Origin of the sequence: Actinomadura sp. 9N215 (assembly GCF_044326345.1) — a bacterium.
Taxonomy (GTDB): Bacteria; Actinomycetota; Actinomycetes; order Streptosporangiales; family Streptosporangiaceae; genus Spirillospora.
This window is the reverse complement of record NZ_JBIRBA010000023.1, coordinates 99,062-119,100: the sequence shown is the minus strand read 5'-3', so window position 1 is coordinate 119,100 and position 20,039 is coordinate 99,062. Positions and strand designations below refer to the sequence as shown.

The window sequence follows — 20,039 nt, the reverse complement described above, 5'->3', positions numbered from 1 at the left end:
GGGTCAGCGGAGGCCGGTCGGGCGGTGCAGGGCCGTCTGGATGAGGCGGTCGACCAGCGCGGGGTAGTCGAGCCCGGTCGCCGCCCACATCTGCGGGAACGCGGACGCGGGCGTGAAGCCGGGCATGGTGTTGATCTCGTTGAGGATCCACCGGCCGTCCGGCGTGCGGAAGAAGTCGACGCGGGCGAGGCCCTCGCAGTCGAGCGCGTCGAACGCGCGCACGGCGAGGCGGCGGACCTCGTCGATCGCGGCGGGCGGGAGGTCCGGCGGGATCGCCATGCGGGTGGCGCCGTCGAGGTACTTGGTCTCGAAGTCGTAGAAGTCGTGGCCGCCCGCCATCAGCACCTCGGCGGGCAGGCTCGCCTCGGCGGGGCCGTCGTCGAGGCCCTGCAGGACGCCGCACTCGATCTCGCGGCCGTCGACCGCGGCCTCCACGATGACCTTCGGGTCGTGCTCGCGGGCCGCGTCCACGGCGGCCTCCAGGTCGGCCTCGTCGGTGACGCGGCTGATGCCCATGCTGGACCCGGCGCGGGACGGCTTGACGAACACCGGCCGCCCGTCCGCGAGCCCCAGCTCCTTGATCTCGTCGATCTTGCGCTTGCGCTCGCGCCGCCACTCCCGGTCGCCGACCAGGACGTAACGGCCGACGGGCAGCCCGCGCGCCTGCCAGACGAGCTTCATGAACCCCTTGTCCATGCCGACCGCGCTGGCCAGCACCCCGGCGCCGACGTACCGGACCCCGGCCAGGTCGAGCATGCCCTGGATGGTGCCGTCCTCGCCGTAGGGGCCGTGCAGCAGCGGCAGCACCACGTCGACGTCGCCGAGCCGCTCGGGGACCTTGCCCTGCCCGACGACCATCAGGCCGCGGTCTTCGGGGTCGAACGGCAGCGCGAGGACGCCGCCGGACCCGGTCACCTCCGGCAGCCGGCCGTCCTCGATCGCGAGCCGCAGGTCGCCGGGCGGCAGCACCCAGCGGCCGTCGCGGGCGATGCCGATCGGCACCACCTCGTACCGGTCCCGGTCGATGGCGGCCATGACGGCCCCCGCGGTGACGCAGGAGATCGCGTGCTCCGAGCTGCGTCCGCCGAAGACGACGGCCACGCGGATCCTTGAAGCCTGGGACATGAGGCCCGACCCTACCGCCGATCAGCCGGGGCCGGCCACGAGCGGTCAGGCGCGCCGATCACGTCGAACCGGCGCCGATCACGTCGGACCCGCGGCATGGCCCCGTCACACCCCGTAGCGCTCCGGCTTCGGGGAGCGGGAGATCAGCGAGATGGCCGCCTCCTTGATCGGCATGCCGTGGTGCAGGACGGCGGTGACCGCCTCGGTGATCGGCATCTCCACGTTGTGCTTGCGGGCCAGCCCCAGCACCGCCTCGGACGACTTGACGCCCTCCGCGGTCTGCTTGGTGACGGCGACGACCTCGTCCAGCGTCATGCCGCGGCCCAGGTTCTCGCCGAACGTCCGGTTGCGCGACAGCGGTGACATGCACGTCCCGACGAGGTCGCCCATCCCGGCGAGCCCGGCGAAGGTGTGCTCGTCGGCGCCGAGCGCGGCGCCGAGCCTGGCGATCTCGGCGAGCCCGCGGGTCATCAGCATCGCCTGCGTCGTGGCGCCGAACCCGAGCCCGGCCGCCATGCCGACGCACAGCGCGACGATGTTCTTCACCGCGCCGCCAAGCTCGCAGCCGACGACGTCGGTGGTCGTGTAGACGCGGAAGTACGGCGTCATCGTCGCGGTCTGGAGGCGCTGCGCGGCGTCGTCGTCCACGCAGGCGGCGACGGCCGCGCCCGGCTCCCCGCCGGCGACCTCGCGGGCCAGGTTCGGCCCGCAGAACACCCCGACGCGCTCCCCGGGGACGTTCGCGACCTCGCCGATGACCTCCGACATCCGCCGGGACGTGCCGAGCTCGACGCCCTTCATCAGGCTGACGAGCACCGTGTCCGGCGGCAGCAGCGGCACCCACGCGGCGAGGTTCCGCCGCAGGGTCTGCGCCGGGACGGCCAGCGCGACGAAGTCGGCGCCGCGGAGCGCCTCGGCCGGGTCGGTGGTCGCGCGGACGGTCTCGGGCAGCATGACGCCGGGCAGGTAGTCGGGGTTCTCGTGCCGCTCGTTGACGGCCTCGACGACCTCGCCGCGGCGGCCCCACAGCACGACGTCGCCGCCCGCGTCGGTGAGCAGCTTGGTGAACGTCGTCCCCCAGGACCCGGCCCCCATCACCGCGGTGCGGTACGTCACGAGCCGTCCGCCTTCGGCTCGGCGGACCCCGCCGGACGCGCCGCCGGACGCGTGGCGGCGGCGCGGCGGCGCTCCTCCAGGACGCGGTGGTGGTCGTAGCGCTCCTTCGGCGGCTCCTGGCCGCGCAGCTCGGCGAGCAGGCCGACGATCGCGGCCATGACGGCGTCGGTGGCGGCACGCAGCGTCTCCCGGCTGAGCGGCCGGCCCGCGTACTCCGACAGGTCGACGGGCGGCCCGGCGACCACCTTCATCGTCTTGCGCGGGAACGGGTGGAACCCCTTCTTCAGGCTGCCCGCGAGGCCCGTCTGCTCGGCCTTCTTGTACGGCATCAGCTCGTGCGCGCCCCAGTTCGCCACCGGGACGACCTTCGCGCCGGTCTTCAGCGCCATCCGCGCCACGCCGGTCTGCCCGGTCATGGGCCACAGCTCGGGGTCGCGGGTGCAGCTGCCCTCGGGATAGAACACGAGGCACTCGCCGTCCAGCAGGGCCTTCTCGGCGTCCTCCAGCGCGCGGGCGGCGTCCTCATGGTCGCGGTGGACGGGGATCTGGCCGGTGCCGCGCAGGACGTTCCCGACGAACCGCACGTCGAAGAGCGTCGACTTGGCCAGGAAGACCGGAAAGCGGCCGGACGCGCTGACGAAGTGCGCGAGCGCGAGCGGGTCGGCCTCGGAGAGGTGGTTGGCGGCGATGATGACGCCGCCTTCGCCCGGCACGTTGCGCCGGCCCCGCCAGTCGCGTTTCAGCAGGCCGAACAGCAGCGGCCGCAGGATGACGATCGTGAGCTTCCGCCAGCCCGGCGAATACGCGTGGCCCATCCCCGTCTCCCTCCCCTCCCGTCCCCCACGTGAACGCGGGGTGTCCTCAAGTGTCGCGGTTGCGTGCGCATAGTGTCGAGTTGCCATGTCTACCGCAGAGCACTCCCAGTGGTCGCTCGTCGTGCCGGTCAAGGTGCTGGCTCGGGCGAAGACGCGCCTTTCGCCGGCCGCGGGCCCGCACCGCGAGTCGCTGGCGCTCGCCGTGGCGGCCGACACGGTCGCGGCTGCGCTGCGCTGTGACCGGGTCCGCACCGTGATCGTCGTCACAGACGACCCCCTTCCCGCCGCCGAGCTGGCCGCGCTCGGCGCCCGCGTCGTGCCCGACGTCCCGGACGCCGGGCTGAACCCGGCGCTCGTCCACGGCGCCCACCGGGGCCGCGAGCTCGCCGCGGAGGCGGGCGTGGCGGCCGGTGTCGGTGCGCTCTCCGCCGACCTGCCCGCTTTGCGTCCCCTTGAACTCGCCCGCGTCCTCGACGCGGCCGCCGCGGCGCCCGAGGCGTTCGTGCCGGACGCGGCGGGCACCGGCACCACCCTGTACACGGCGGGTCCCGGCGTCCCGTTCGCGCCCGCGTTCGGCGGCGACTCCCGCGCCGCGCACCGCGCCCGCGGCGCCCGCGAGCTCCTGCTGGACGGCACCGACACCGTCCGGCGCGACGTCGACACCCTCGACGACCTCCGCGCCGCGCTGACGCTCGGCGCCGGGCCCAGGACCACCGCCGTCGCCGCCAGGCTCCCCGCGCTCGCCTAGAGGTCCGGGTATGCCTAGGGGCTTGGGTATGCCTAGGGTCTTGAGTATGCAGGGCACGGTGAAGGAGTTCGACGCGGAGTCCCGTTCGGGCAGCGTGCTGCTCGACGACGGGACGGAGCTGCCGTTCGACGCGGACGCGTTCGCGGCGGGCGGCCTGCGGCTGCTGCGCTTCGGCCAGCGCGTGAACCTCGCGATGGCCGGCGAGAGGGTCTCGGTGGTGACGCTCTCGACGTTCCCGCTCCCGTCCCCGTAAGGCGGGGGCGCGACATGCGACAGCGCCCGGATCCGTGCGGGCACGGTCCCGGGCGCTGTCGCGGTGAGGCTACTTGTTGCCGGCCACCAGGTTCTTGAAGTCCGCGCCGGGCTTGAACTTCGGCACGGACGTCGCGGGAACCTGGATGGGCTTGCCCGTTGCCGGGTTGCGGGCCGTACGGGCAGGCCGGTCGGCCTTCTCGAACGAACCGAACCCGGTGATCGCGACCTTGTCGCCCTTCGCGACGGCGTTCTGGATCGCCTCCAGGATGGCGTCGAGAGCCTCGGCTGCGGCCTTCTTGCTGCCCAGCCGGTCTGAGATGGTGTCGACCAGCTCACGCTTGTTCATGGGTTACTCCTCTAGTTCCCCCCTTGCCCGAACGAAACTAAGGGACCCTCAGCATGGACACAATCACCTGCACGCACGAGTTGGCGTGTCGCTGGCGTTTTTGTCGGCCTCGCCCCCGTCTCGCCGGGTGACCGGACCGGATCCGGCCACTGCGCACGCTAACCGACGTCGGGGGTCTCGTGGAAATCGGCGAGGAACGTCTCCAGCCTGCGGGCGGCCAGTCCGGGGTCCCTTTTGGCCAGATCGGTGATCGCCAGCAGGTGCCGGATCAGCCGCCGCCTGGCCGGCGCCGGCAGCGGCGCGACGGCCCGGTGAGCGTCACGCAACTGACGCGCGAGCTGGGTCAACGCAGGGTCGTCCCACTCGGGACCGGCCCACGGGACCGACGTCAATACGTCCTCCGAACGGTCGAACGGGTCTTCGCACTAAGGGAATTGTCCCTGCTCGCGGTTCCCGTCCGTCCATCCGGGGGCGTAGAAGCCGTGAACGGCCTTTGCCGTGGCTCTAGACCGTCGTGGGGAGCCAGGGGCGGCGGGTGGTCTCGAAGTCGGTGATCGCGTCGGCGTGGCGGAGGGTGAGGCCGATGTCGTCCAGGCCCTCCATGAGGCGCCAGCGGGTGTAGTCGTCGAGCTCGAAGGGCGCGGTCTCGCCGTCCCAGCGGACCTCGCGGTTCTCCAGGTCGACGGTGATCTCCAGGGCGGGGTCCTTCTCGACGCGCGTCTGGAGGTCGTCGACCCGCTCGCCGGGGAGGACGACGGGCAGCAGGCCCATCTTCGTGGAGTTGTTGCGGAAGATGTCCCCGAAGCGCGCCGCGACGACGACGCGGAAGCCGTACTGCTGCAGCGCCCAGACGGCGTGCTCGCGGGACGATCCGGTGCCGAAGTCGGGCCCGGCGACGAGGATGCCCGCGCCGTCGTACTCGGGCTGGTTCAGGACGAAGTCCGGGTCCTCGCGCCAGGCGGAGAACAGGCCCTGGTCGAATCCGGTGCGGCTGACCTGCTTCAGCCAGACGGCCGGGATGATCTGGTCGGTGTCGACGTTGCTGCGGCGCAGCGGCACGGCGCGCCCGGTGTAGGTGGTGAACGCTTCCATGGCTCGATTCCTCAGAGGTCGGCGGGCGCCGTGAGGCGGCCGGTGACGGCGGTGGCGGCGGCGACGGCGGGCGACACCAGGTGGGTGCGGCCGCCGGGGCCCTGCCGGCCCTCGAAGTTGCGGTTGGACGTGGACGCGCTGCGCTCGCCGGGCGTGAGCTTGTCGGGGTTCATCGCCAGGCACATCGAGCAGCCCGCCTCGCGCCATTCGGCGCCGGACGCGGAGATGACCTCGTCCAGGCCCTCGGCCTCGGCCTGCTTCTTGACCTTCATGGAGCCGGGGACGACCAGCATGCGGACGCCGTCGGCGACCCTGCGGCCGTCGAGGACGCCGGCGACGGCGCGCAGGTCCTCGATGCGGCCGTTGGTGCAGGAGCCGACGAAGACGGTGTCGACCGCGATGTCGCGCAGCGGCGTCCCGGCGGTGAGGCCCATGTACTCCAGGGCGCGTTCGGCGTTCTGCCGCTTGACCGGGTCGTCGTAGGACGCGGGGTCGGGCACGGACTCGCCGAGCGGCAGCCCCTGGCCCGGGTTGGTCCCCCAGGTGACGAACGGGGTCAGCTCGGTCGCGTCGATCACGACCTCCTTGTCGAAGACCGCGTCGTCGTCGGTGCGCAGGGACGTCCAGTACTCGACGGCCTTGTCCCAGTCGTCGCCGGACGGCGCGTGCGGGCGGCCCTTCAGGTACTCGAAGGTGGTCTCGTCGGGTGCGATCATCCCGGCGCGGGCGCCCGCCTCGATGGACATGTTGCAGACCGTCATGCGGCCCTCCATCGACAGCGACCTGATGGCCTCGCCGCGGTACTCGATGATGTGGCCCTGCCCGCCGCCGGTGCCGATCCGCGCGATGATCGCGAGGATGAGGTCCTTGGCGGTGACGCCGCCGGGCAGCGCGCCGTCCACGGTGACGGCCATGGTCTTCGGCTGGACCTGCGGCAGCGTCTGCGTGGCGAGGACGTGCTCGACCTCGCTGGTGCCGATGCCGAACGCGAGGGCGCCGAACGCGCCGTGCGTGGACGTGTGCGAGTCGCCGCACACGACGGTCATCCCGGGCTGGGTCAGGCCGAGCTGCGGCCCGATGACGTGGACGATGCCCTGCCCGTCGTCGCCCATCGGGTGCAGCCGGACGCCGAAGTCGGAGCAGTTCTTGCGCAGCGTCTCGACCTGGGTGCGCGAGACGGGGTCGGCGATGGGCTTGAGCAGGTCGGTCGTCGGGACGTTGTGGTCCTCGGTGGCGATCGTGAGGTCGGGGCGGCGGACGGTGCGGCCCGCCATCCGCAGCCCGTCGAACGCCTGCGGGCTGGTGACCTCGTGGACCAGGTGCAGGTCGATGTAGAGGAGGTCCGGTTCGCCCTCGGCGCGCCGTACGACGTGCGTGTCGTACACCTTCTCGGCCAGTGTTCGGCCCATCGCTTCTCCACCTCGCTGTGTCGATCGTCCGGTCGCCCGACTTGCATCTCATATAACGAGACGGCAATATCAAGGCATGGACAACTCTAGCGGAGTCGGCGTGCTCGACAAAGCCGTTCTGGTTCTGAACGCGCTGGAAGCCGGGCCGGCGTCGCTGGCACAACTCGTCCAGACGACCGGGCTGGCCCGTCCGACCGCGCACCGGCTGGCCGTCGCGCTGGAGCACCATCGTCTCGTCCACCGGGACACGCAAGGACGCTTCATCCTGGGCCCGCGGCTCGCCGAACTCGCGGTCGCGGCCGGCGAGGACCGGCTGCTCGCGATCGCGCAGCCCGTCCTGGCCCAGCTCCGCGACCACACCGGCGAGAGCGCCTCGCTGTTCCGCCGGCAGGGGGACGTCCGGGTCTGCGTGGCCGCCGCCGAGCGCACCAGCGGCCTGCGCGACACCATCCCGGTCGGCGCGGCGCTCCCGATGACGGCGGGCTCGGCCGCGCAGATCCTGCTGGCCTGGGAGGAGCCCGACCGGCTCCATCGCGGGCTGCGCGGCGCCAAGTTCGAGGCGGCGACGCTGGCGTCCGTCCGCCGCCGCGGCTGGGCGCAGAGCGTCGGCGAGCGCGAGCAGGGCGTCGGCTCGGTCTCCGCCCCGATCCGCGGCGCCGCCGGACGGGTGATCGCCGCCGTCTCGGTGTCCGGGCCCCTCGAACGGCTGACCCGCTCCCCCGGCCGCCTCCACGCGGCCCCGGTCGCCGCCGCCGCCGAGAAGATCTCGGACGGCATGCGCCGCACCGCGTCCTGACCCGACCTCTTGACCGACGCGCCGCCCCCGACCGAAGCGCCGCCCCGACCCGAGCACGGCCCGACCGGCGCACCGCCCGGGCCGGCGCGACCTATCTGACCTGATGCGACGTTCCCCCATAACTCGGACACCAATTGGATAGTGCCGGTATCTAATTGGTCGCCCCCGATAGCGTTAACCACCGGTAAAGGGGGTGCGACGGTGCAGATCTCCGAGCTCAGCGATCGGAGCGGCCTCACGGTCCAGACGATCAAGTTCTACATCCGGGAGGGCCTGCTCCCGAAGGGCTCGGCGGTGAGCGCCACGCGGTCGGAGTACGACGGCCGGCATCTGGAGCGGCTGCGGCTGATCAGCGCGCTCCGCGAGGTCGGCGACCTGCCGGTGTCGGCGATCCAGCAGATCATCGCCGCGATCGAGGACGACCGCGTCAGCCTGCACGACCTGTTCGCCACCACGCAGCACGCGATCGGCCCGCACGTCGCCGCGCCGCACGACCCGCACTGGCGCGCCGCCCGCCAGGACGTGGACGCCCTCGTCCGCGAGCTCGGCTGGGACGTCGGCGACCGCGCCCCGGCCCGCGACCTGCTCGCCCACACGTTCGTGGCGCTGCGCCGCCTCGGCTTCCCGATCACCCTCCGCGACCTGCGGCCCTACGTGAACGCCGCGCAGGAGGTCGCCGAGCACGAGATCGGCCGGGTCGCCGCCGGCACGCCGCGCGCCAGGACGGTCCACTCCCTGCTGGTCTCGACCATCCTGTACGAGCAGGTGCTGACCGCGCTGCACCGGCTCGCCCAGGAGGACGCCTCGTCCCACCGCTTCGGCAAGCCCTGACCCAGCCCCGGCGAACCGCGGCCCGCCGCGTGGCCCGCCGCCCGGCCCGCATCGTCACCCGGCAATTCCGGGATATCAAGTCGGAATCGCCATTCGCGCCCCCGGCGAAAACGCATTCGCTTAGGTCGCCTAATATGAATGGACGATGACCGCCACCCAGCGTCCGAGACGCCGCGGCGGCAGGTGGGCCGAGCGCCTGCTGGCCGACGGCACCGACCCCGATCCCCGTTTCTCGCTCGCCAACGAGCGCACGTTCCTCGCGTGGATCCGGACGGCGCTGGCGCTGATCGCGGCCGGCATCGGGCTGGCGCTCGCCGACGACCTGGTCGAGGCGCCGCTCCGGCAGATCCTCGCCGTCGGGTTCGCCGTGGCCGGGGCGCTGGTCGCGGCGCTCGCGTTCCGCCGCTGGCTGCGCACCGAGCGCGCCCTGCGCCGCGCCGAGACGCTCCCGCCGCCCGCGCTCGCCCCGATCATGGCGTACGGGCTGGCGGCGGCCGCGATCGTCCTGCTGGTGGCGGCGCTGGCGTCCCGATGAGGCTCTGGGATCCGGGCGCGCAGCCCGAGCGGACGGCACTGGCCTGGTCCCGCACCACGCTCGCCCTGGTCGGCGCGGGGTTGCTGTGCGTGCGGCTCGCGCCGTCGGCATCCGGCGCCGCGGTCGCGGCGGCCGTCGTCTGCGGCGGCGCGGCGCTGCAACTCCGCCGAAGCCGGGTGAGCCTCCGCGTCCGCCGGCGCAGCCTGCCCGCGGGCGGCGGCGTGGCCGCGGGCGGCGGCGTGGCCGCGGGCGGCGGCGTGGCCGCGGGCGGCGGCGTGGCCGCGGGCGGCGGCGTGGCCGCGGGCGGCGGTGTGGCCGACCCCGGCTCCGTCCTGATCGCCGCCGCGCTGACGATCCTGCTGGCCGTGACGGTCGTCCTGCTGATCCTTTAGCCATGCCGCGGCCGCATGCCGGTCATGCGAAGTCTTCGCTGGTGTCATAGCGGCCCGCCGCTTAGCGTCGTATCGCCAATTGCCGACAGACATACCTACATACCGAGAAGGAATTCACGGATGCGCGTCACGTTCAACAATCCCGAGAGCGTCCCTCCGCCGCCGCGGCCGGTCTACTCTCACACCGCGCTGGTGACGCCGGGACCGCTGCTCTACGTCTCGGGGCAGGTCGCCCTGGACGAGAACGGCGAGATCGACGCGCCGGGCGACATGAAGCGCCAGGCGGAGGTCACGTTCGGCTACATCGAGAAGATCCTCGCCGCGCACGGGGCGGGCTTCGCGGACGTCGTCAAGATCCAGACGTTCCTCACCAACATCGACCTGCTGGGGGACTACGTCGCGGGCCGCGAGCCGTTCCTCAAGGGCCTGCGCCCGGTGAGCACGACCGTCGAGGTGTCCCGGCTGTTCCACCCGGACGCCCTGCTGGAGGTGGAACTCGTCGCGGTGCCGGGCGCCTGATCCCGTTTCCGGGCGCTAGCGGCGCGGGTCCGCGGCCAGGTCCGGCGGGTCCCCGGCCACGTCCGGCAAGTCTCCGGCCACGTCCCGCAGGTCTCCGGCCACGTCCCGCAGGTCCGCCAGGAACGCGGTGACGGCCGGGGACCTGCGCGCGTGCCGTCCCACCGCGGCGTACACGGTCCTGCGCGGCTGATCGGGGGCCACGCCGCGCAGGACGACGCCGTCCCGCGCCACCGCCGCGCCCGCGAGCGCCGGGACGAGCGTGACGCCGAACCCCTCCGCGACCAGGCCCAGCTTGGAGATCCACTCGGCGGCCCGTATCGGCGTCTCCGGCACGAACCCGGCGACCTCGCAGCGGGCGCGCATGGTGGCGACCGCCTCGGGGTCGTCGGCGACGATCCACGGCTCGTCCGCCAGGTCGGCGAGCGACACGCGCCGCCGGGCGGCGAGCGGGTGGGTGCTGGGCAGCGCGACGAGGAGCGCGTCGTCGGCGAGCGTGACCAGGTCGTCGGCGGCGATGGACGGGTGCTTGTGCGTGCTGACCACGGCGATGTCGAGGTCGCCCGCCTCCAGCATGGGCAGCAGCCGCTCGGTCATGCCCTCGCGCAGCAGCGGCCGGACGCCCGGATGCCGGGCCCGGAACCGGGCGAGCGCGCGCGGCACGAGCGCCGCGTTCGCCGTGGGGAACGCGCCGAGGCGCAGCGTGCCGGTGTCGAGCCTGCGGAGGCCGTCGAGGGCGCGGGCGGTGTCGGCGAGCCGGTCGAGGAGGCCGCGCGCGTGCGGCAGCAGGTACTCCCCGGCCGGGGTCGGCCGGACGCCGCGCGCCCCGCGCGCGAACAGTTCCACGCCGCACACGTCCTCCAGCGCGGCGATCTGCCGGGACACGGCGGACTGCGTGTAGCCCTCGGCGGCGGCCGCGGCGGTGAACGAGCCGAGGTCGGCGACGGCGACGAACGTCCGCAGCAGGACGGGATCAAGGGCTTCGGCGCGCACGTCCCGGAGCATACGTGCACCCCCGATAGGGTCGGCTCATGCCCGGGAGCCGGCCTTTCGTCAGCCTCGCCACCGACTTCGGCGCCGCCTACACCGGCATCTGCGCAGGTGTCGTGTACTCCATCGCCCCGGCGGCGACCGTGCTCGTCCTGTCCGACGAGATCACGCCGTACGCGGTCGCGGAGGGCGCGATGCTGCTCCGGCAGGCGCTGCCGTACCTGCCGGTCGGCGTGCACGTCGGGATCGTCGACCCGGGCGTCGGCACGCGGCGGCGTCCCGTCGCGGTCGAGACCGGCCGCGGGGACGTGCTGGTCGGCCCCGACAACGGCCTACTCCTCCCGGCCGCCGAGGCGCTGGGCGGCGCCGTCCGGGCGCACCTCCTGGAGAACCCGGCGTACCGGCTGCCGGGCGTGTCGGCGTCGTTCCACGGACGCGACGTCTTCTCCCCCGCCGCCGCGCACCTCGCCACCGGCGTCGACGTGGCCGACCTCGGCGCGCCCGCCGAGCCTGTGCCGCTGGACGTCCCGGCCCCCGTGATCGTCGGCGGCGCCGCCGGGGAGGCCGCGCTGACCGCGCCGATCCTGTACACCGACCGCTTCGGCAGCCTGATCCTGAACGCCGGCCCCGGCGACCTCGACACCGCCTTCGGACCGCTGAAGCACGGCACGCCGCTGGAGCTGTCGCACCCCGGCCGCGCCGGGCGCCCCAACCGGATCACGTTCGAGGCGACGTTCGGGGACGTCGCCCCGGGTGAGGCGCTCCTGTGGGTCGACTCGTCCGGACAGCTGGGCCTGGCGGTCAACCAGGGCTCCGCCGCCGACCGCTTCGGCCTGCGCGAACCGTCCGCCGTCACGCTCCGGCTGGCAGGCTGACCGCCGTGGAAGACCTCGACCTGAGCGCCGTGGAAGACCTCGACGTCGTCGCGTGGATCCAGGTGTCGGACGGGCGGCTGCTCGCCGTCCGGTCCCGCGGGCGCGACCTGCTCTACCTCCCGGGCGGCAAGCGCGAGGCGGGCGAGGACGACTGGTCGGCCCTGTCCCGCGAGGTCCGCGAGGAGCTGGACCTGGAGCTGGACGAGGCCACGTTCCGCGAGCTCGGCGTGATCCGCGCGCCCGCCCACGACCAGCCCCGCCATGCCCAGGTGCGGATGGCGTGCTTCACGGCGTCCTACCGGGGCGCGATGGCGGCGACCGGCGAGGTGGACGAGTACCGCTACGTCGGCCGCCGCGAACGCCACCTCCTCGCACCCGCCGCCCAGGCCGCCCTCGACCTCGCCGACCGCCACGGCCTCCTCACCTGATCACTGGTACCTCACCTGTCCCAACTTCGTGTCGCGCCTCCGGTTTGATGCTGATGACGACGCGCGTCGCCGTCGATCGGTCGGCCTGATGCCCGACAGTGGCCATTTCCAGCACGCATGGCCGATTTGCGAAAATTATTCGGTTAAGCTGTGCCGCCGATCGCGCCACATGAGACATCGGGGGATCACATGGCGGAGGTCCATCACTTTTCCTACGGGTTCCTGACGCCGGCCCTGGCCTACGTCATGTCCGTCACAGGTTCCCTGCTCGGACTGCTGTCCACGGCGCGGGCGCGGGGCTCCACCGGCCGCTCGCGCGGCGCGTGGCTGATCCTCGCGGCGCTGGCGATCGGCGGTACCGGGATCTGGGTGATGCACTTCATCGCGATGCTCGGCTTCAGCGTCCCGGGCGCCGAGATCCGCTACGACGTGCCGCTCACGATGCTGAGCTGCGCCGTCGCCGTCGTGGTGGTCGCGATCGGGCTGTTCATCGTCGGGTTCGGGACCGCGGGCCCCGGCTCGATCGTGACCGGCGGCGTCATCATGGGCGTCGGCGTGGCGAGCATGCACTACATGGGCATGGCGGCCATGAACATGTCCGGGCATGTCAGTTACCGGTCCGGCCTGGTGGCGCTGTCGGTGGCGATCGCCGTGGTGGCGGCGTCCGTGGCGCTGTGGTTCGCGCTGAGCATCCGGGGCGGGTGGGCGACGGCCGGGGCCGCGCTGATCATGGGCGTCGCGGTGACCGGGATGCACTACACCGGCATGGCGGCGATGCGCGTCACCGTCCACGAGGAGATGGCGGCTCCCACCGGAGCGATCGCCACCGACTTCCTGATGCCGCTCATCGGCGGCATCGGCGTCGTGTCGATCATCATGCTGGCGATCATCGCGATGGCGCCGACCGAGGACGAGATGCGCGTCGACGCGGCCCTGCGGGAACGGATCCGGGCGCGGCAGGTCGAGCGCGCGCCCCATCCGCGGAGCGTGCCGACGTGGCCGGTCGAGCCGCCGCGGACCCGTTCCACCGGCGAATGGTTCGACGGCACGACGGACCCTGAGGGCACCGGTCGCGAGTACGCCCCTTAGTCCGCCTCAGGGTCGTCCCCTACGCCCGGGGCGGTACCGGGAGGGGGCGGGCCTGATCGGACGGCCGTAGATCATGTGTCTCTCCGCGGCCGATGCCGGGCCCCATGCCGTACACGCAGCATCATCGGCATGACGAACACGACGCAGACCCTCATCCGTCCGACCGCCGCCCCCTCCTCCGCCCACGCCGGGCCGCCGAAGCTGTCGCCCGTGGAGCTGCGCGCCGCGCAGATCGAGACCCTCGAAACCCCGCGCCTGAAGTACGGGTTCCTCGCCCGGATGCTGTTCAAGCAGATGGACCTGGTCTACGGCCGCGAGCGCACGCTCGTGAAATTCACGATGCTGGAGTTCATCGCCCGCGTCCCGTACCAGGCGTGGGAGCGGATGGGCTACCTCTCGATGTCGCGGCACCGGCGCCGTTCAGCGCTCGCCAAGCGCGTCTACGAGCGGATCGTGGAGACCCGCGAGGAGCAGGACAACGAGCAGTGGCACCTGCTGATCCTCCAGGACATCGTCCAGCGGGACGGGGCGAGGCAGTCGTTCGTCCTGCACCGGCTGGCGCCGTGGCTCGTGGCGTTCTTCTACTACCACGTGTCCTGGCTGCTGTTCCTGGTGCGGCCCGAGCTGAGCTACCGGCTGAACGCCGACTTCGAGGACCACGCCGAGCACGAGTACATGTCCTACGTGGCCGAGCATCCGGAGCTGGAGGACGTCCCGGCGCCGTCGACGTACGCCGCCGAGTACGGCGAGTACGCGTCCGTCGCGGACCTGCTCCGCCAGATCGGGCACGACGAGCGCGTCCACAAGCTGGACAGCCTGGTCAACATGCGCGCACCCCGCTTCCAGGACGCCCCGGACCCGCACGGCGCACACGGTGCGCAGGCCGCGCACAACGCGCAGGACGCGGCTATGACAGCTCGTCGATGATCTTCTCCAGGGCGCTGCGGACGCAGTGCCGCTCCTCCTCCGTCAGCGCGGCGGCGACTCGCTCCTCCAGTCGCCGCCGCTCTTCCTCTATGGGCACCTGCGCCTCGCGCGCCTTGTCGGTCAGGTAGAGCCGGACGAGCCGCGCGTCGGACGGGTCACGCCGCCGGACGACGAGGTCAGCGGTCTCCATCCGGGTGGCGGTGTTGACGATAGTCGGCGTCGTCAGCCCGAGTCGCGTCGCCAGCTCGCCGGGCGTGAGGCCGTCCTCCTCCCACAGGAGCTCCAGGACGAGGTTCTGCCCGACGCGCACGCCGTGCCTGCTCATCGCCGCGTCGGACGCGGCGCTCAGCAGCTTGTGGGCCCGCGCGGCCAGCCGCACCAGATCATCCATACGGAAATCATAGTGACCGATACGCAACGTTACTTAAGCATTTCCTTGACTGATGTCCTGGCCGCACCTACAGTTAAGGATGTGCTTAACCATGAGGAGGTCCCGGACCGGGTGTTCCACGCCGTCGCCGACCCGACGCGGCGGGCGATCGTGGAGCGGCTGACCCTCGGCCCGGCGTCGGTCAGCGAGCTCGCACGCCCGCTGCCCATGTCGCTGCCGGCGGTGGTGCAGCACCTCCAGGTTCTGGAGGCCGCCGGGCTGGTCCGGTCGGAGAAGGCCGGACGCGTCCGCACCTGCCGCCTCGACCCCGCGGGCCTCCGGACGGCCGAGGACTGGCTGCGCCGCCAGCGCACCGCCTGGGAGAACCGCCTCGACCGCCTCGGCGACGTCCTCGCCGAAGGCCCCACTGGCCCCACTGGCCTCACTGGCCCCGATGAGAAGCCGCATGAGAAAAGCGAAGGAGCACCGTCATGACCGAGCATCCCGTCCTGCACTCGACGTTCACGCTGGAGCGCGACTACCCGGAGGCAGCGCCCGCGCGGGTGTTCGCCGCTTGGGCCGATCCCGCGTCCAAGGCCCGCTGGTTCGTCCTTCCCGGCGACGAACACGTCCTCGACTTCCGTACCAGCGGCAGGGAATCGCTCCTGCACCACGGCAAGGACGGCGAGCCCACGCTGCGGGTCGAGTCGCTGTACCACGACATCGTCCCGGACGAGCGGATCGTCTACTCGACCACGCTCTTCGCCGACGACCAGCCGACCACGGTGTCGATCACGACCGTCCAGTTCGAGGCGGCCGCGGACGGAACGCGACTCGTCCTCACCGAACAGGGCACGTTCCTGGACGGCCGGGAGGCGCCGAGCTGGCGCGAGCAGGGCACCGGCGACTGGCTGGACAAACTCACAGCGGAACTCGCCAAGTAGCGCGTCAGGGGGCGGTGAGGGCGATGCCGCTCCCGATGCCCAGCGCGACAGAGAAAACCGCGGCCACCACCGCCACCGCCGAGGCGCCGCGTGCGAGGCGGAGCGGTGGGGCGTCCGGGGACCGCCGTCCGAACAGCGGGACGATCCACCGCAAGTAGTAGAAGACGCTCGCGACCGTGTTGGCGGCCGCGACCACGGCGAGCCAGGCGTGGCCGCCGTCCAGCGCGGCGCCGAACATCAGGACCTTCCCGACGAACACGGCGGTCGGGGGCGTCCCGACGAGGCCGAGCAGGCACACCACCAGCGAGAGCCCGACCAGCGGCGAGCCCCGCAGCAGGCCCGTGTACCCGGCCAGGTCGTCGCGCCGCACGGCGAGGACGACGGCGAACGCGCCCGCGTTCGTCACGGCGTACGCGGCGACGTAGTAGAGGACCGCGGGCTGCGCGAGGTCCGTCCGCCCGGCCATGGCGACCGGGACCAGCAGGTATCCGGCCTGGCCGACGGTCGAGTACGCCAGCAGCCGCCGGACGTTGTCCTGCCCGAAGGCGGCGAGGTTGCCCAGCGTCATCGTGGCGGCGGCGATCACGGCGACGAGCGCCGCCCAGCCGTCCGGCAGCGTCTCGGCGCCGAACCGGTACAGCGCGGCGACGGCGCCGATCTTCGGGACGGTGGTGACGTACGCGGCGACGGCGGGCGGCGCGCCCTCGGTCACGTCCGGGACCCAGAAGTGCCCGGGGACGGCGCCCGCCTTGAACAGCAGCCCGGCCAGCAGCGCGACGACCCCGAGCGCCACCGCCCCCGCCGGAGCGTCCGCGAACGCGGTGCGCAGCGTCGGGTACGCCGTGCCGCGCCCGACGCCGTACAGCAGCGTGACGCCGCCGAGCATCAGGACGCCGAGCAGCGCCCCCATCAGGTAGTACTTCAGCGCGGCCTCGGTGCCCGGCGCGTCCTTGCCGAACCCGGCGAGCGCGTACGCGGGGATGCTCGCCAGCAGGTACGCGGCGACCAGCACCAGCAGGTCGGACGTCGCGCCGAGCACGATCGTCCCGAGCGCCGACAGCAGGATCAGGACGTAGTGCTCGCTCTCCCGCGGATGGTCCCGCACCTGCCCGGCGGCCAGGGCGACGACGAGGAGCGTCGCGCCGAGCACGGTGATCCGGGTGACGTGCGTGACGGGGTCGATCATGAACGCGTCGAACGCCATCAGGTCGGCGCGGGTCGCGGCGACGCCCGCGGCGGCCAGCCCGGCGACGAGCCCGGCCGCGCAGATCACCGCGACCCGCCACTGCCGCGCCCGCGGCAGGAACAGCCCGTTGACCAGGCCGAGCACGGCGGCGATCAGCACGCAGAGCTCGGGCGCGAGGTCGGCGGGGTTCTCGTTCATCATCAGCGGCCGACCAGGCCTGCCACGGCCGCCGACAGCGGCTCGATCGTGTCGAGCAGGACGCGCGGCGCGACGCCGACCAGCAGCGACAGCGCCAGCAGCGGGACGAGCGCCGCCAGCTCGGGCCGCCGGACGTCCGTGACGCGCGGCGTCAGCTCGCCGGGCGGGCCGAGCACCGCCGTGTGCAGGACGCGCAGGAACAGCGCCGCCGTGACGAGGATCCCGAGGACGGCGAGCGCGCCGGTGACGGCCGTGGCCGTGGCGCCGGTCCCGATCGTCCCGGCGAAGATCTGGAACTCGGCGATGAACCCGGACAGGCCTGGGAGCCCCAGCGAGGCGAACGCGGCCACCGCGAACAGGGACGCGTAGACGGGCGCGCGGCGCGCGATGCCGCCGAACCGTGCGAGGTCGTAGCTGCCCGCCCGGTCGTGGAGCACCCCGCACAGCAGGAACAGCGCGCCGGTCACAAGCCCGTGGCTGACCATCTGCGTCACCGCGCCGGTCACCGCGAGCCGTCGCGCGTCCACGTCGCCTCCACCATCGCCGCCGGACGCGTACCCGGCCGCGCCCAGCGCCAGCACGATGTACCCCATGTGGTTCACGGACGTGTACGCGACGAGCCGTTTCACATTGTCCTGAGCGAGCGCGACCAGCGCCCCGTACAGGACGCTCACCAGCCCGACGACCAGGATCACCGGCGCGTAGCGGCGCCAGGCGTCCGGCAGCATCGGCATCGCGATCCGGACCAGCCCGTACGTGCCCATCTTCAGCATGACCCCGGCCAGGATCGCCGACCCGGCGGCGGGCGCGTCGGTGTGCGCGGGCGGCAGCCAGGTGTGGAACGGGACGACCGGCGTCTTGATCCCGAGCCCGATCCCGACCGCGAGGAGCGTCAGCCCGGCCAGGCCCGGCGACCCGGCGAACGGCGGCGCGCGGGTCAGCTCCGCCATGTCGAACGTGTGCGGGTCCGCGCCCAGGTAGAGGCCGATGAACCCGAGCAGCAGGACCAGCGACCCCAGGAACGTGTAGAGGAAGAACTTCAGCGCCGACCGCGCCCTGTCCTCGTGCCCCCACAGCAGGATCACGAAGTACATGCCGACGATCGACAGGTCGAAGAACACGAAGAACAGCAGCAGGTCGAGGGCGGCGAACAGCCCGAGGCACACCGTCTCCAGGAACAGGAACAGCGCCGCGAGCTCCCGCACCCGGTGCGTCTGCCGCAGCGAGTACACGGCGCACGCGGTGAACAGCACGGTGGTCAGCGCGAGGAGCGGCAGGGACAGGCCGTCCACGCCGACGTGGTAACCGGCCCGGACGGACGGTATCCACCGCGCGTTCGTCTCGAACGACACCCCGCCGCCCGTGCCGTGCGCGACCCACATCGCCACGACCAGGGCGAGTTCGACGACGCTCGCGCCCATCCACGTCCAGGTCACGGCGCGGCGCGGGACGGCGGGCAGCGCGAGCGCGACGGCCAGCGGCAGGAAGATCACCAGTGTGAGCACGGCTCACCCCGCCAGGACGGCGACGACGGCGAGAACCGCGAGCACCACCGCGGCCTGCGCGAAGTACATGTGCAGCTGCCCCGTCTGCGGACGGCGGGCCAGCACGGCGAGGCCCCGGGCGGCGCGTCCGACCAGGCTGACGAGACCGTCCACGCGGATCTCGACGCGGCGTCCGGTGAGCCCGGCGGTCCACCGTCCGGCTCGGGCGACGCCCCGGACGGCGCCGTCCACGACCTGATCGTCGAACCACGCCAGGGCCCGCGCGGCACCGAACACGGGACGGACGACCACGACCATCACCGCACGCTCCAGCCAGAGCCAGTCGAGGGCCCAACCCGGCTCCGGAACCCGCCGCGCCACCACGACCGCACCCGCCGTCACGACCGCGACCACCCCGGACAGGACGAGCTCCCAAGCGTGAAACTCCATCCCGCCCGGCAACCCCGGGACACCGGATACGCCGAGCACCCCGAGCCCGGCCGCCGCCACCGCCAGCCCCGCCAGCGGAATCCGCTGCGACAAAGGCACCCGGACGCCCGGCTCGGCCGGACGAAGCAGACGCAGCAGCGCCTTACCCGCATAGGCGGCCGAGAGGACGGACGCCGCGAACCCCACCGCGAGCAGCGCGGACGACCGTTCACCGACATCCGCCAGCACCCCGTCCTTGGTCACCCACAAGGACAGCGGCGGCACCCCGGCCAGCGCGATCGCCCCGACCCCGAACGTGACGTCGACCAGCCGGTCGCTCCCGCGCCTGGTCAGCCACACCCCCGCGCACAGGAACAGCAGGCTCTTCACCGCGGCGTGCGCGACGAGCTGCGCCGCGGCGCCGTCCACCGACCCGGCTCCCGCGCCCAGCACCATGAAGCCGATCTGCGCGCACGTGGACGCCGCGAGGAGCTGCTTGAGGTCCCGCTGCGCGAGCGCCACCGCACCCAGCAGCAGCGCGGTCAGCGCACCCGCCCAGCTCACCGCCGTGGCGGCCCACCCGGTGGCGTCCAGCAGCGGACGCAGGCGGAGCAACAGGTAGGCCCCGGCGACCACCATTGTCGCCGAGTGCAGCAGTGCCGACACCGGCGTCGGCCCCGCCATGGCCCGCGACAGCCAAAACGAGAACGGAAGCTGCGCCGACTTCCCCAGCGCCGACACCACGACACCGGCCGCGATCAGGTCCCGCCAGGGCGCGTCGGCCTGCGCCAGCGCGTCGAGCCGCAGCGAATGGGCTCCCGCGACGGCGAAACCCGCCGCCGTGTAGAGGCCCATGTCGGCGGCGCGGGTCGTGAGGAAGGCGATGTCCGCCGACCGGACCCGTTCCGCGTCCGGCCACGCGTACCCGATGAGCGCGTACGACATCGCGCCCATGACCTCCCAGCCCATCAGCAACAGCAGCAGGTCGGACGCGGTGACCGTGACGGCCATCGCCGCCGCGAACAGCAGCATCAGGACGTGGAAGCGGGCGCCGTACCCGTCCCCCGCCGCGTAGGCGAGCACCGCGACGAGCACCACGCCCAGGGTCACGAGAAGGACGGCGGACAACCCGTCCACCGCAAG

25 protein-coding genes are annotated in these 20,039 nt (G+C 72.9%); 13 read left to right on the top strand and 12 right to left on the bottom strand.

Going from position 1 to position 20,039, the window contains the following annotated elements; all coding sequences use genetic code 11:
- Nucleotides 1-3: 3 nt before the first annotated feature.
- The 3 genes from ACH34T_RS32005 to ACH34T_RS31995 form a co-directional block, all read right to left on the bottom strand.
- Nucleotides 4-1,125, bottom strand: a complete 1,122-nt coding sequence (locus ACH34T_RS32005) for a D-alanine--D-alanine ligase family protein (RefSeq protein ID WP_396024668.1) — start codon at nt 1,123-1,125, stop codon at nt 4-6.
- A gap of 105 nt (nt 1,126-1,230) precedes the next feature.
- A complete protein-coding gene (locus ACH34T_RS32000) occupies nt 1,231-2,220 on the bottom strand; it encodes an NAD(P)H-dependent glycerol-3-phosphate dehydrogenase (protein ID WP_396024712.1) in 990 nt (329 codons plus the stop codon).
- Between the two features lie 17 nt (nt 2,221-2,237).
- Nucleotides 2,238-3,056, bottom strand: a complete 819-nt coding sequence (locus ACH34T_RS31995; protein ID WP_396024667.1) for a lysophospholipid acyltransferase family protein — start codon at nt 3,054-3,056, stop codon at nt 2,238-2,240.
- A gap of 85 nt (nt 3,057-3,141) precedes the next feature.
- On the opposite strand from ACH34T_RS31995, the gene cofC reads away from it, so the two are divergent.
- Together cofC and ACH34T_RS31985 are read left to right on the top strand one after the other, a co-directional pair.
- On the top strand, nt 3,142-3,804 hold the full coding sequence (gene cofC / locus ACH34T_RS31990; protein ID WP_396024666.1) for a 2-phospho-L-lactate guanylyltransferase: 663 nt from the start codon (nt 3,142-3,144) through the stop codon (nt 3,802-3,804).
- A 46-nt stretch (nt 3,805-3,850) separates the two neighbouring features.
- A complete protein-coding gene (locus tag ACH34T_RS31985; RefSeq protein WP_396024665.1) occupies nt 3,851-4,057 on the top strand; it encodes a cold-shock protein in 207 nt (68 codons plus the stop codon).
- 69 nt (nt 4,058-4,126) lie between these two features.
- Here ACH34T_RS31985 and ACH34T_RS31980 read toward each other — a convergent pair whose 3' ends face one another.
- From ACH34T_RS31980 to leuC, 4 genes are all read right to left on the bottom strand, one after another.
- Complete coding sequence (locus ACH34T_RS31980) at nt 4,127-4,405, bottom strand: HU family DNA-binding protein (RefSeq protein WP_396024664.1); 279 nt, start codon at nt 4,403-4,405, stop codon at nt 4,127-4,129.
- Nucleotides 4,406-4,563: 158 nt separating this feature from the next.
- On the bottom strand, nt 4,564-4,797 hold the full coding sequence (locus tag ACH34T_RS31975; protein ID WP_131964336.1) for a hypothetical protein: 234 nt from the start codon (nt 4,795-4,797) through the stop codon (nt 4,564-4,566).
- A gap of 112 nt (nt 4,798-4,909) precedes the next feature.
- Nucleotides 4,910-5,497 carry a 3-isopropylmalate dehydratase small subunit gene (leuD, locus tag ACH34T_RS31970; RefSeq protein ID WP_396024663.1) on the bottom strand — a complete coding sequence of 196 codons (588 nt, stop codon included), beginning with the start codon at nt 5,495-5,497 and terminating at the stop codon, nt 4,910-4,912.
- A gap of 11 nt (nt 5,498-5,508) precedes the next feature.
- On the bottom strand, nt 5,509-6,906 hold the full coding sequence (gene leuC / locus ACH34T_RS31965; RefSeq protein ID WP_396024662.1) for a 3-isopropylmalate dehydratase large subunit: 1,398 nt from the start codon (nt 6,904-6,906) through the stop codon (nt 5,509-5,511).
- A gap of 76 nt (nt 6,907-6,982) precedes the next feature.
- On the opposite strand from leuC, the gene ACH34T_RS31960 reads away from it, so the two are divergent.
- The 5 genes from ACH34T_RS31960 to ACH34T_RS31940 all read left to right on the top strand — a co-directional run bounded on the left by ACH34T_RS31960 (nt 6,983) and on the right by ACH34T_RS31940 (nt 9,979).
- Nucleotides 6,983-7,702: an IclR family transcriptional regulator gene (locus tag ACH34T_RS31960; RefSeq protein ID WP_396024661.1), complete on the top strand. Its 720-nt coding sequence runs from the start codon at nt 6,983-6,985 to the stop codon at nt 7,700-7,702.
- A 201-nt stretch (nt 7,703-7,903) separates the two neighbouring features.
- Complete coding sequence (locus ACH34T_RS31955; protein ID WP_396024660.1) at nt 7,904-8,533, top strand: MerR family transcriptional regulator; 630 nt, start codon at nt 7,904-7,906, stop codon at nt 8,531-8,533.
- A 145-nt stretch (nt 8,534-8,678) separates the two neighbouring features.
- Nucleotides 8,679-9,068, top strand: a complete 390-nt coding sequence (locus tag ACH34T_RS31950; protein WP_396024659.1) for a YidH family protein — start codon at nt 8,679-8,681, stop codon at nt 9,066-9,068.
- Complete coding sequence (locus ACH34T_RS31945; RefSeq protein WP_396024658.1) at nt 9,065-9,460, top strand: DUF202 domain-containing protein; 396 nt, start codon at nt 9,065-9,067, stop codon at nt 9,458-9,460. Before ACH34T_RS31950 ends, ACH34T_RS31945 begins: the two co-directional genes overlap by 4 nt.
- A gap of 120 nt (nt 9,461-9,580) precedes the next feature.
- A complete protein-coding gene (locus ACH34T_RS31940) occupies nt 9,581-9,979 on the top strand; it encodes a RidA family protein (RefSeq protein WP_396024657.1) in 399 nt (132 codons plus the stop codon).
- Nucleotides 9,980-9,994: 15 nt separating this feature from the next.
- Here the strand turns inward: ACH34T_RS31940 and ACH34T_RS31935 are convergent, their stop codons facing one another.
- Nucleotides 9,995-10,969, bottom strand: coding sequence for a LysR family transcriptional regulator (locus tag ACH34T_RS31935; protein WP_396024656.1), 975 nt, complete (start codon nt 10,967-10,969; stop codon nt 9,995-9,997).
- A gap of 38 nt (nt 10,970-11,007) precedes the next feature.
- Here ACH34T_RS31935 and ACH34T_RS31930 point away from each other — a divergent pair, with 38 nt between their 5' ends.
- The 4 genes from ACH34T_RS31930 (at nt 11,008) to ACH34T_RS31915 (ending at nt 14,285) form a co-directional block, all read left to right on the top strand.
- Complete coding sequence (locus ACH34T_RS31930) at nt 11,008-11,841, top strand: S-adenosyl-l-methionine hydroxide adenosyltransferase family protein (protein ID WP_396024655.1); 834 nt, start codon at nt 11,008-11,010, stop codon at nt 11,839-11,841.
- 5 nt (nt 11,842-11,846) lie between these two features.
- On the top strand, nt 11,847-12,269 hold the full coding sequence (locus ACH34T_RS31925) for an NUDIX domain-containing protein (protein WP_396024654.1): 423 nt from the start codon (nt 11,847-11,849) through the stop codon (nt 12,267-12,269).
- Between the two features lie 189 nt (nt 12,270-12,458).
- The gene (locus ACH34T_RS31920; protein ID WP_396024653.1) at nt 12,459-13,358 is read left to right on the top strand and encodes an MHYT domain-containing protein; all 900 of its coding nucleotides are present in this window, start codon (nt 12,459-12,461) and stop codon (nt 13,356-13,358) included.
- A gap of 129 nt (nt 13,359-13,487) precedes the next feature.
- Nucleotides 13,488-14,285 (top strand): alternative oxidase, encoded by a 798-nt coding sequence (locus ACH34T_RS31915; RefSeq protein WP_396024652.1) that lies wholly within the window; start codon nt 13,488-13,490, stop codon nt 14,283-14,285.
- Here the strand turns inward: ACH34T_RS31915 and ACH34T_RS31910 are convergent.
- Entirely contained in the window at nt 14,266-14,676 is a 411-nt protein-coding gene (locus ACH34T_RS31910; protein ID WP_396024651.1) for a MarR family winged helix-turn-helix transcriptional regulator, read from the bottom strand. The genes ACH34T_RS31915 and ACH34T_RS31910 overlap by 20 nt on opposite strands.
- A gap of 81 nt (nt 14,677-14,757) precedes the next feature.
- Between ACH34T_RS31910 and ACH34T_RS31905 the strand changes: the two genes are divergently transcribed.
- Both ACH34T_RS31905 and ACH34T_RS31900 read left to right on the top strand, forming a co-directional pair.
- A complete protein-coding gene (locus ACH34T_RS31905) occupies nt 14,758-15,150 on the top strand; it encodes an ArsR/SmtB family transcription factor (protein WP_396024650.1) in 393 nt (130 codons plus the stop codon).
- Nucleotides 15,147-15,599, top strand: a complete 453-nt coding sequence (locus ACH34T_RS31900; RefSeq protein WP_396024649.1) for an SRPBCC family protein — start codon at nt 15,147-15,149, stop codon at nt 15,597-15,599. Before ACH34T_RS31905 ends, ACH34T_RS31900 begins: the two co-directional genes overlap by 4 nt.
- A gap of 4 nt (nt 15,600-15,603) precedes the next feature.
- Here ACH34T_RS31900 and ACH34T_RS31895 read toward each other — a convergent pair whose 3' ends face one another.
- From ACH34T_RS31895 to ACH34T_RS31885, 3 genes are read right to left on the bottom strand one after another with little or no spacing between them, the layout of a single operon-like run.
- Nucleotides 15,604-16,986 (bottom strand): NADH-quinone oxidoreductase subunit N, encoded by a 1,383-nt coding sequence (locus ACH34T_RS31895; protein WP_396024648.1) that lies wholly within the window; start codon nt 16,984-16,986, stop codon nt 15,604-15,606.
- A complete protein-coding gene (locus tag ACH34T_RS31890) occupies nt 16,986-18,488 on the bottom strand; it encodes a NuoM family protein (RefSeq protein ID WP_396024647.1) in 1,503 nt (500 codons plus the stop codon). Before ACH34T_RS31890 ends, ACH34T_RS31895 begins: the two co-directional genes overlap by 1 nt.
- A gap of 3 nt (nt 18,489-18,491) precedes the next feature.
- Nucleotides 18,492-20,033, bottom strand: a complete 1,542-nt coding sequence (locus tag ACH34T_RS31885) for a proton-conducting transporter membrane subunit (protein ID WP_396024646.1) — start codon at nt 20,031-20,033, stop codon at nt 18,492-18,494.
- Nucleotides 20,034-20,039 lie beyond the last annotated feature (6 nt).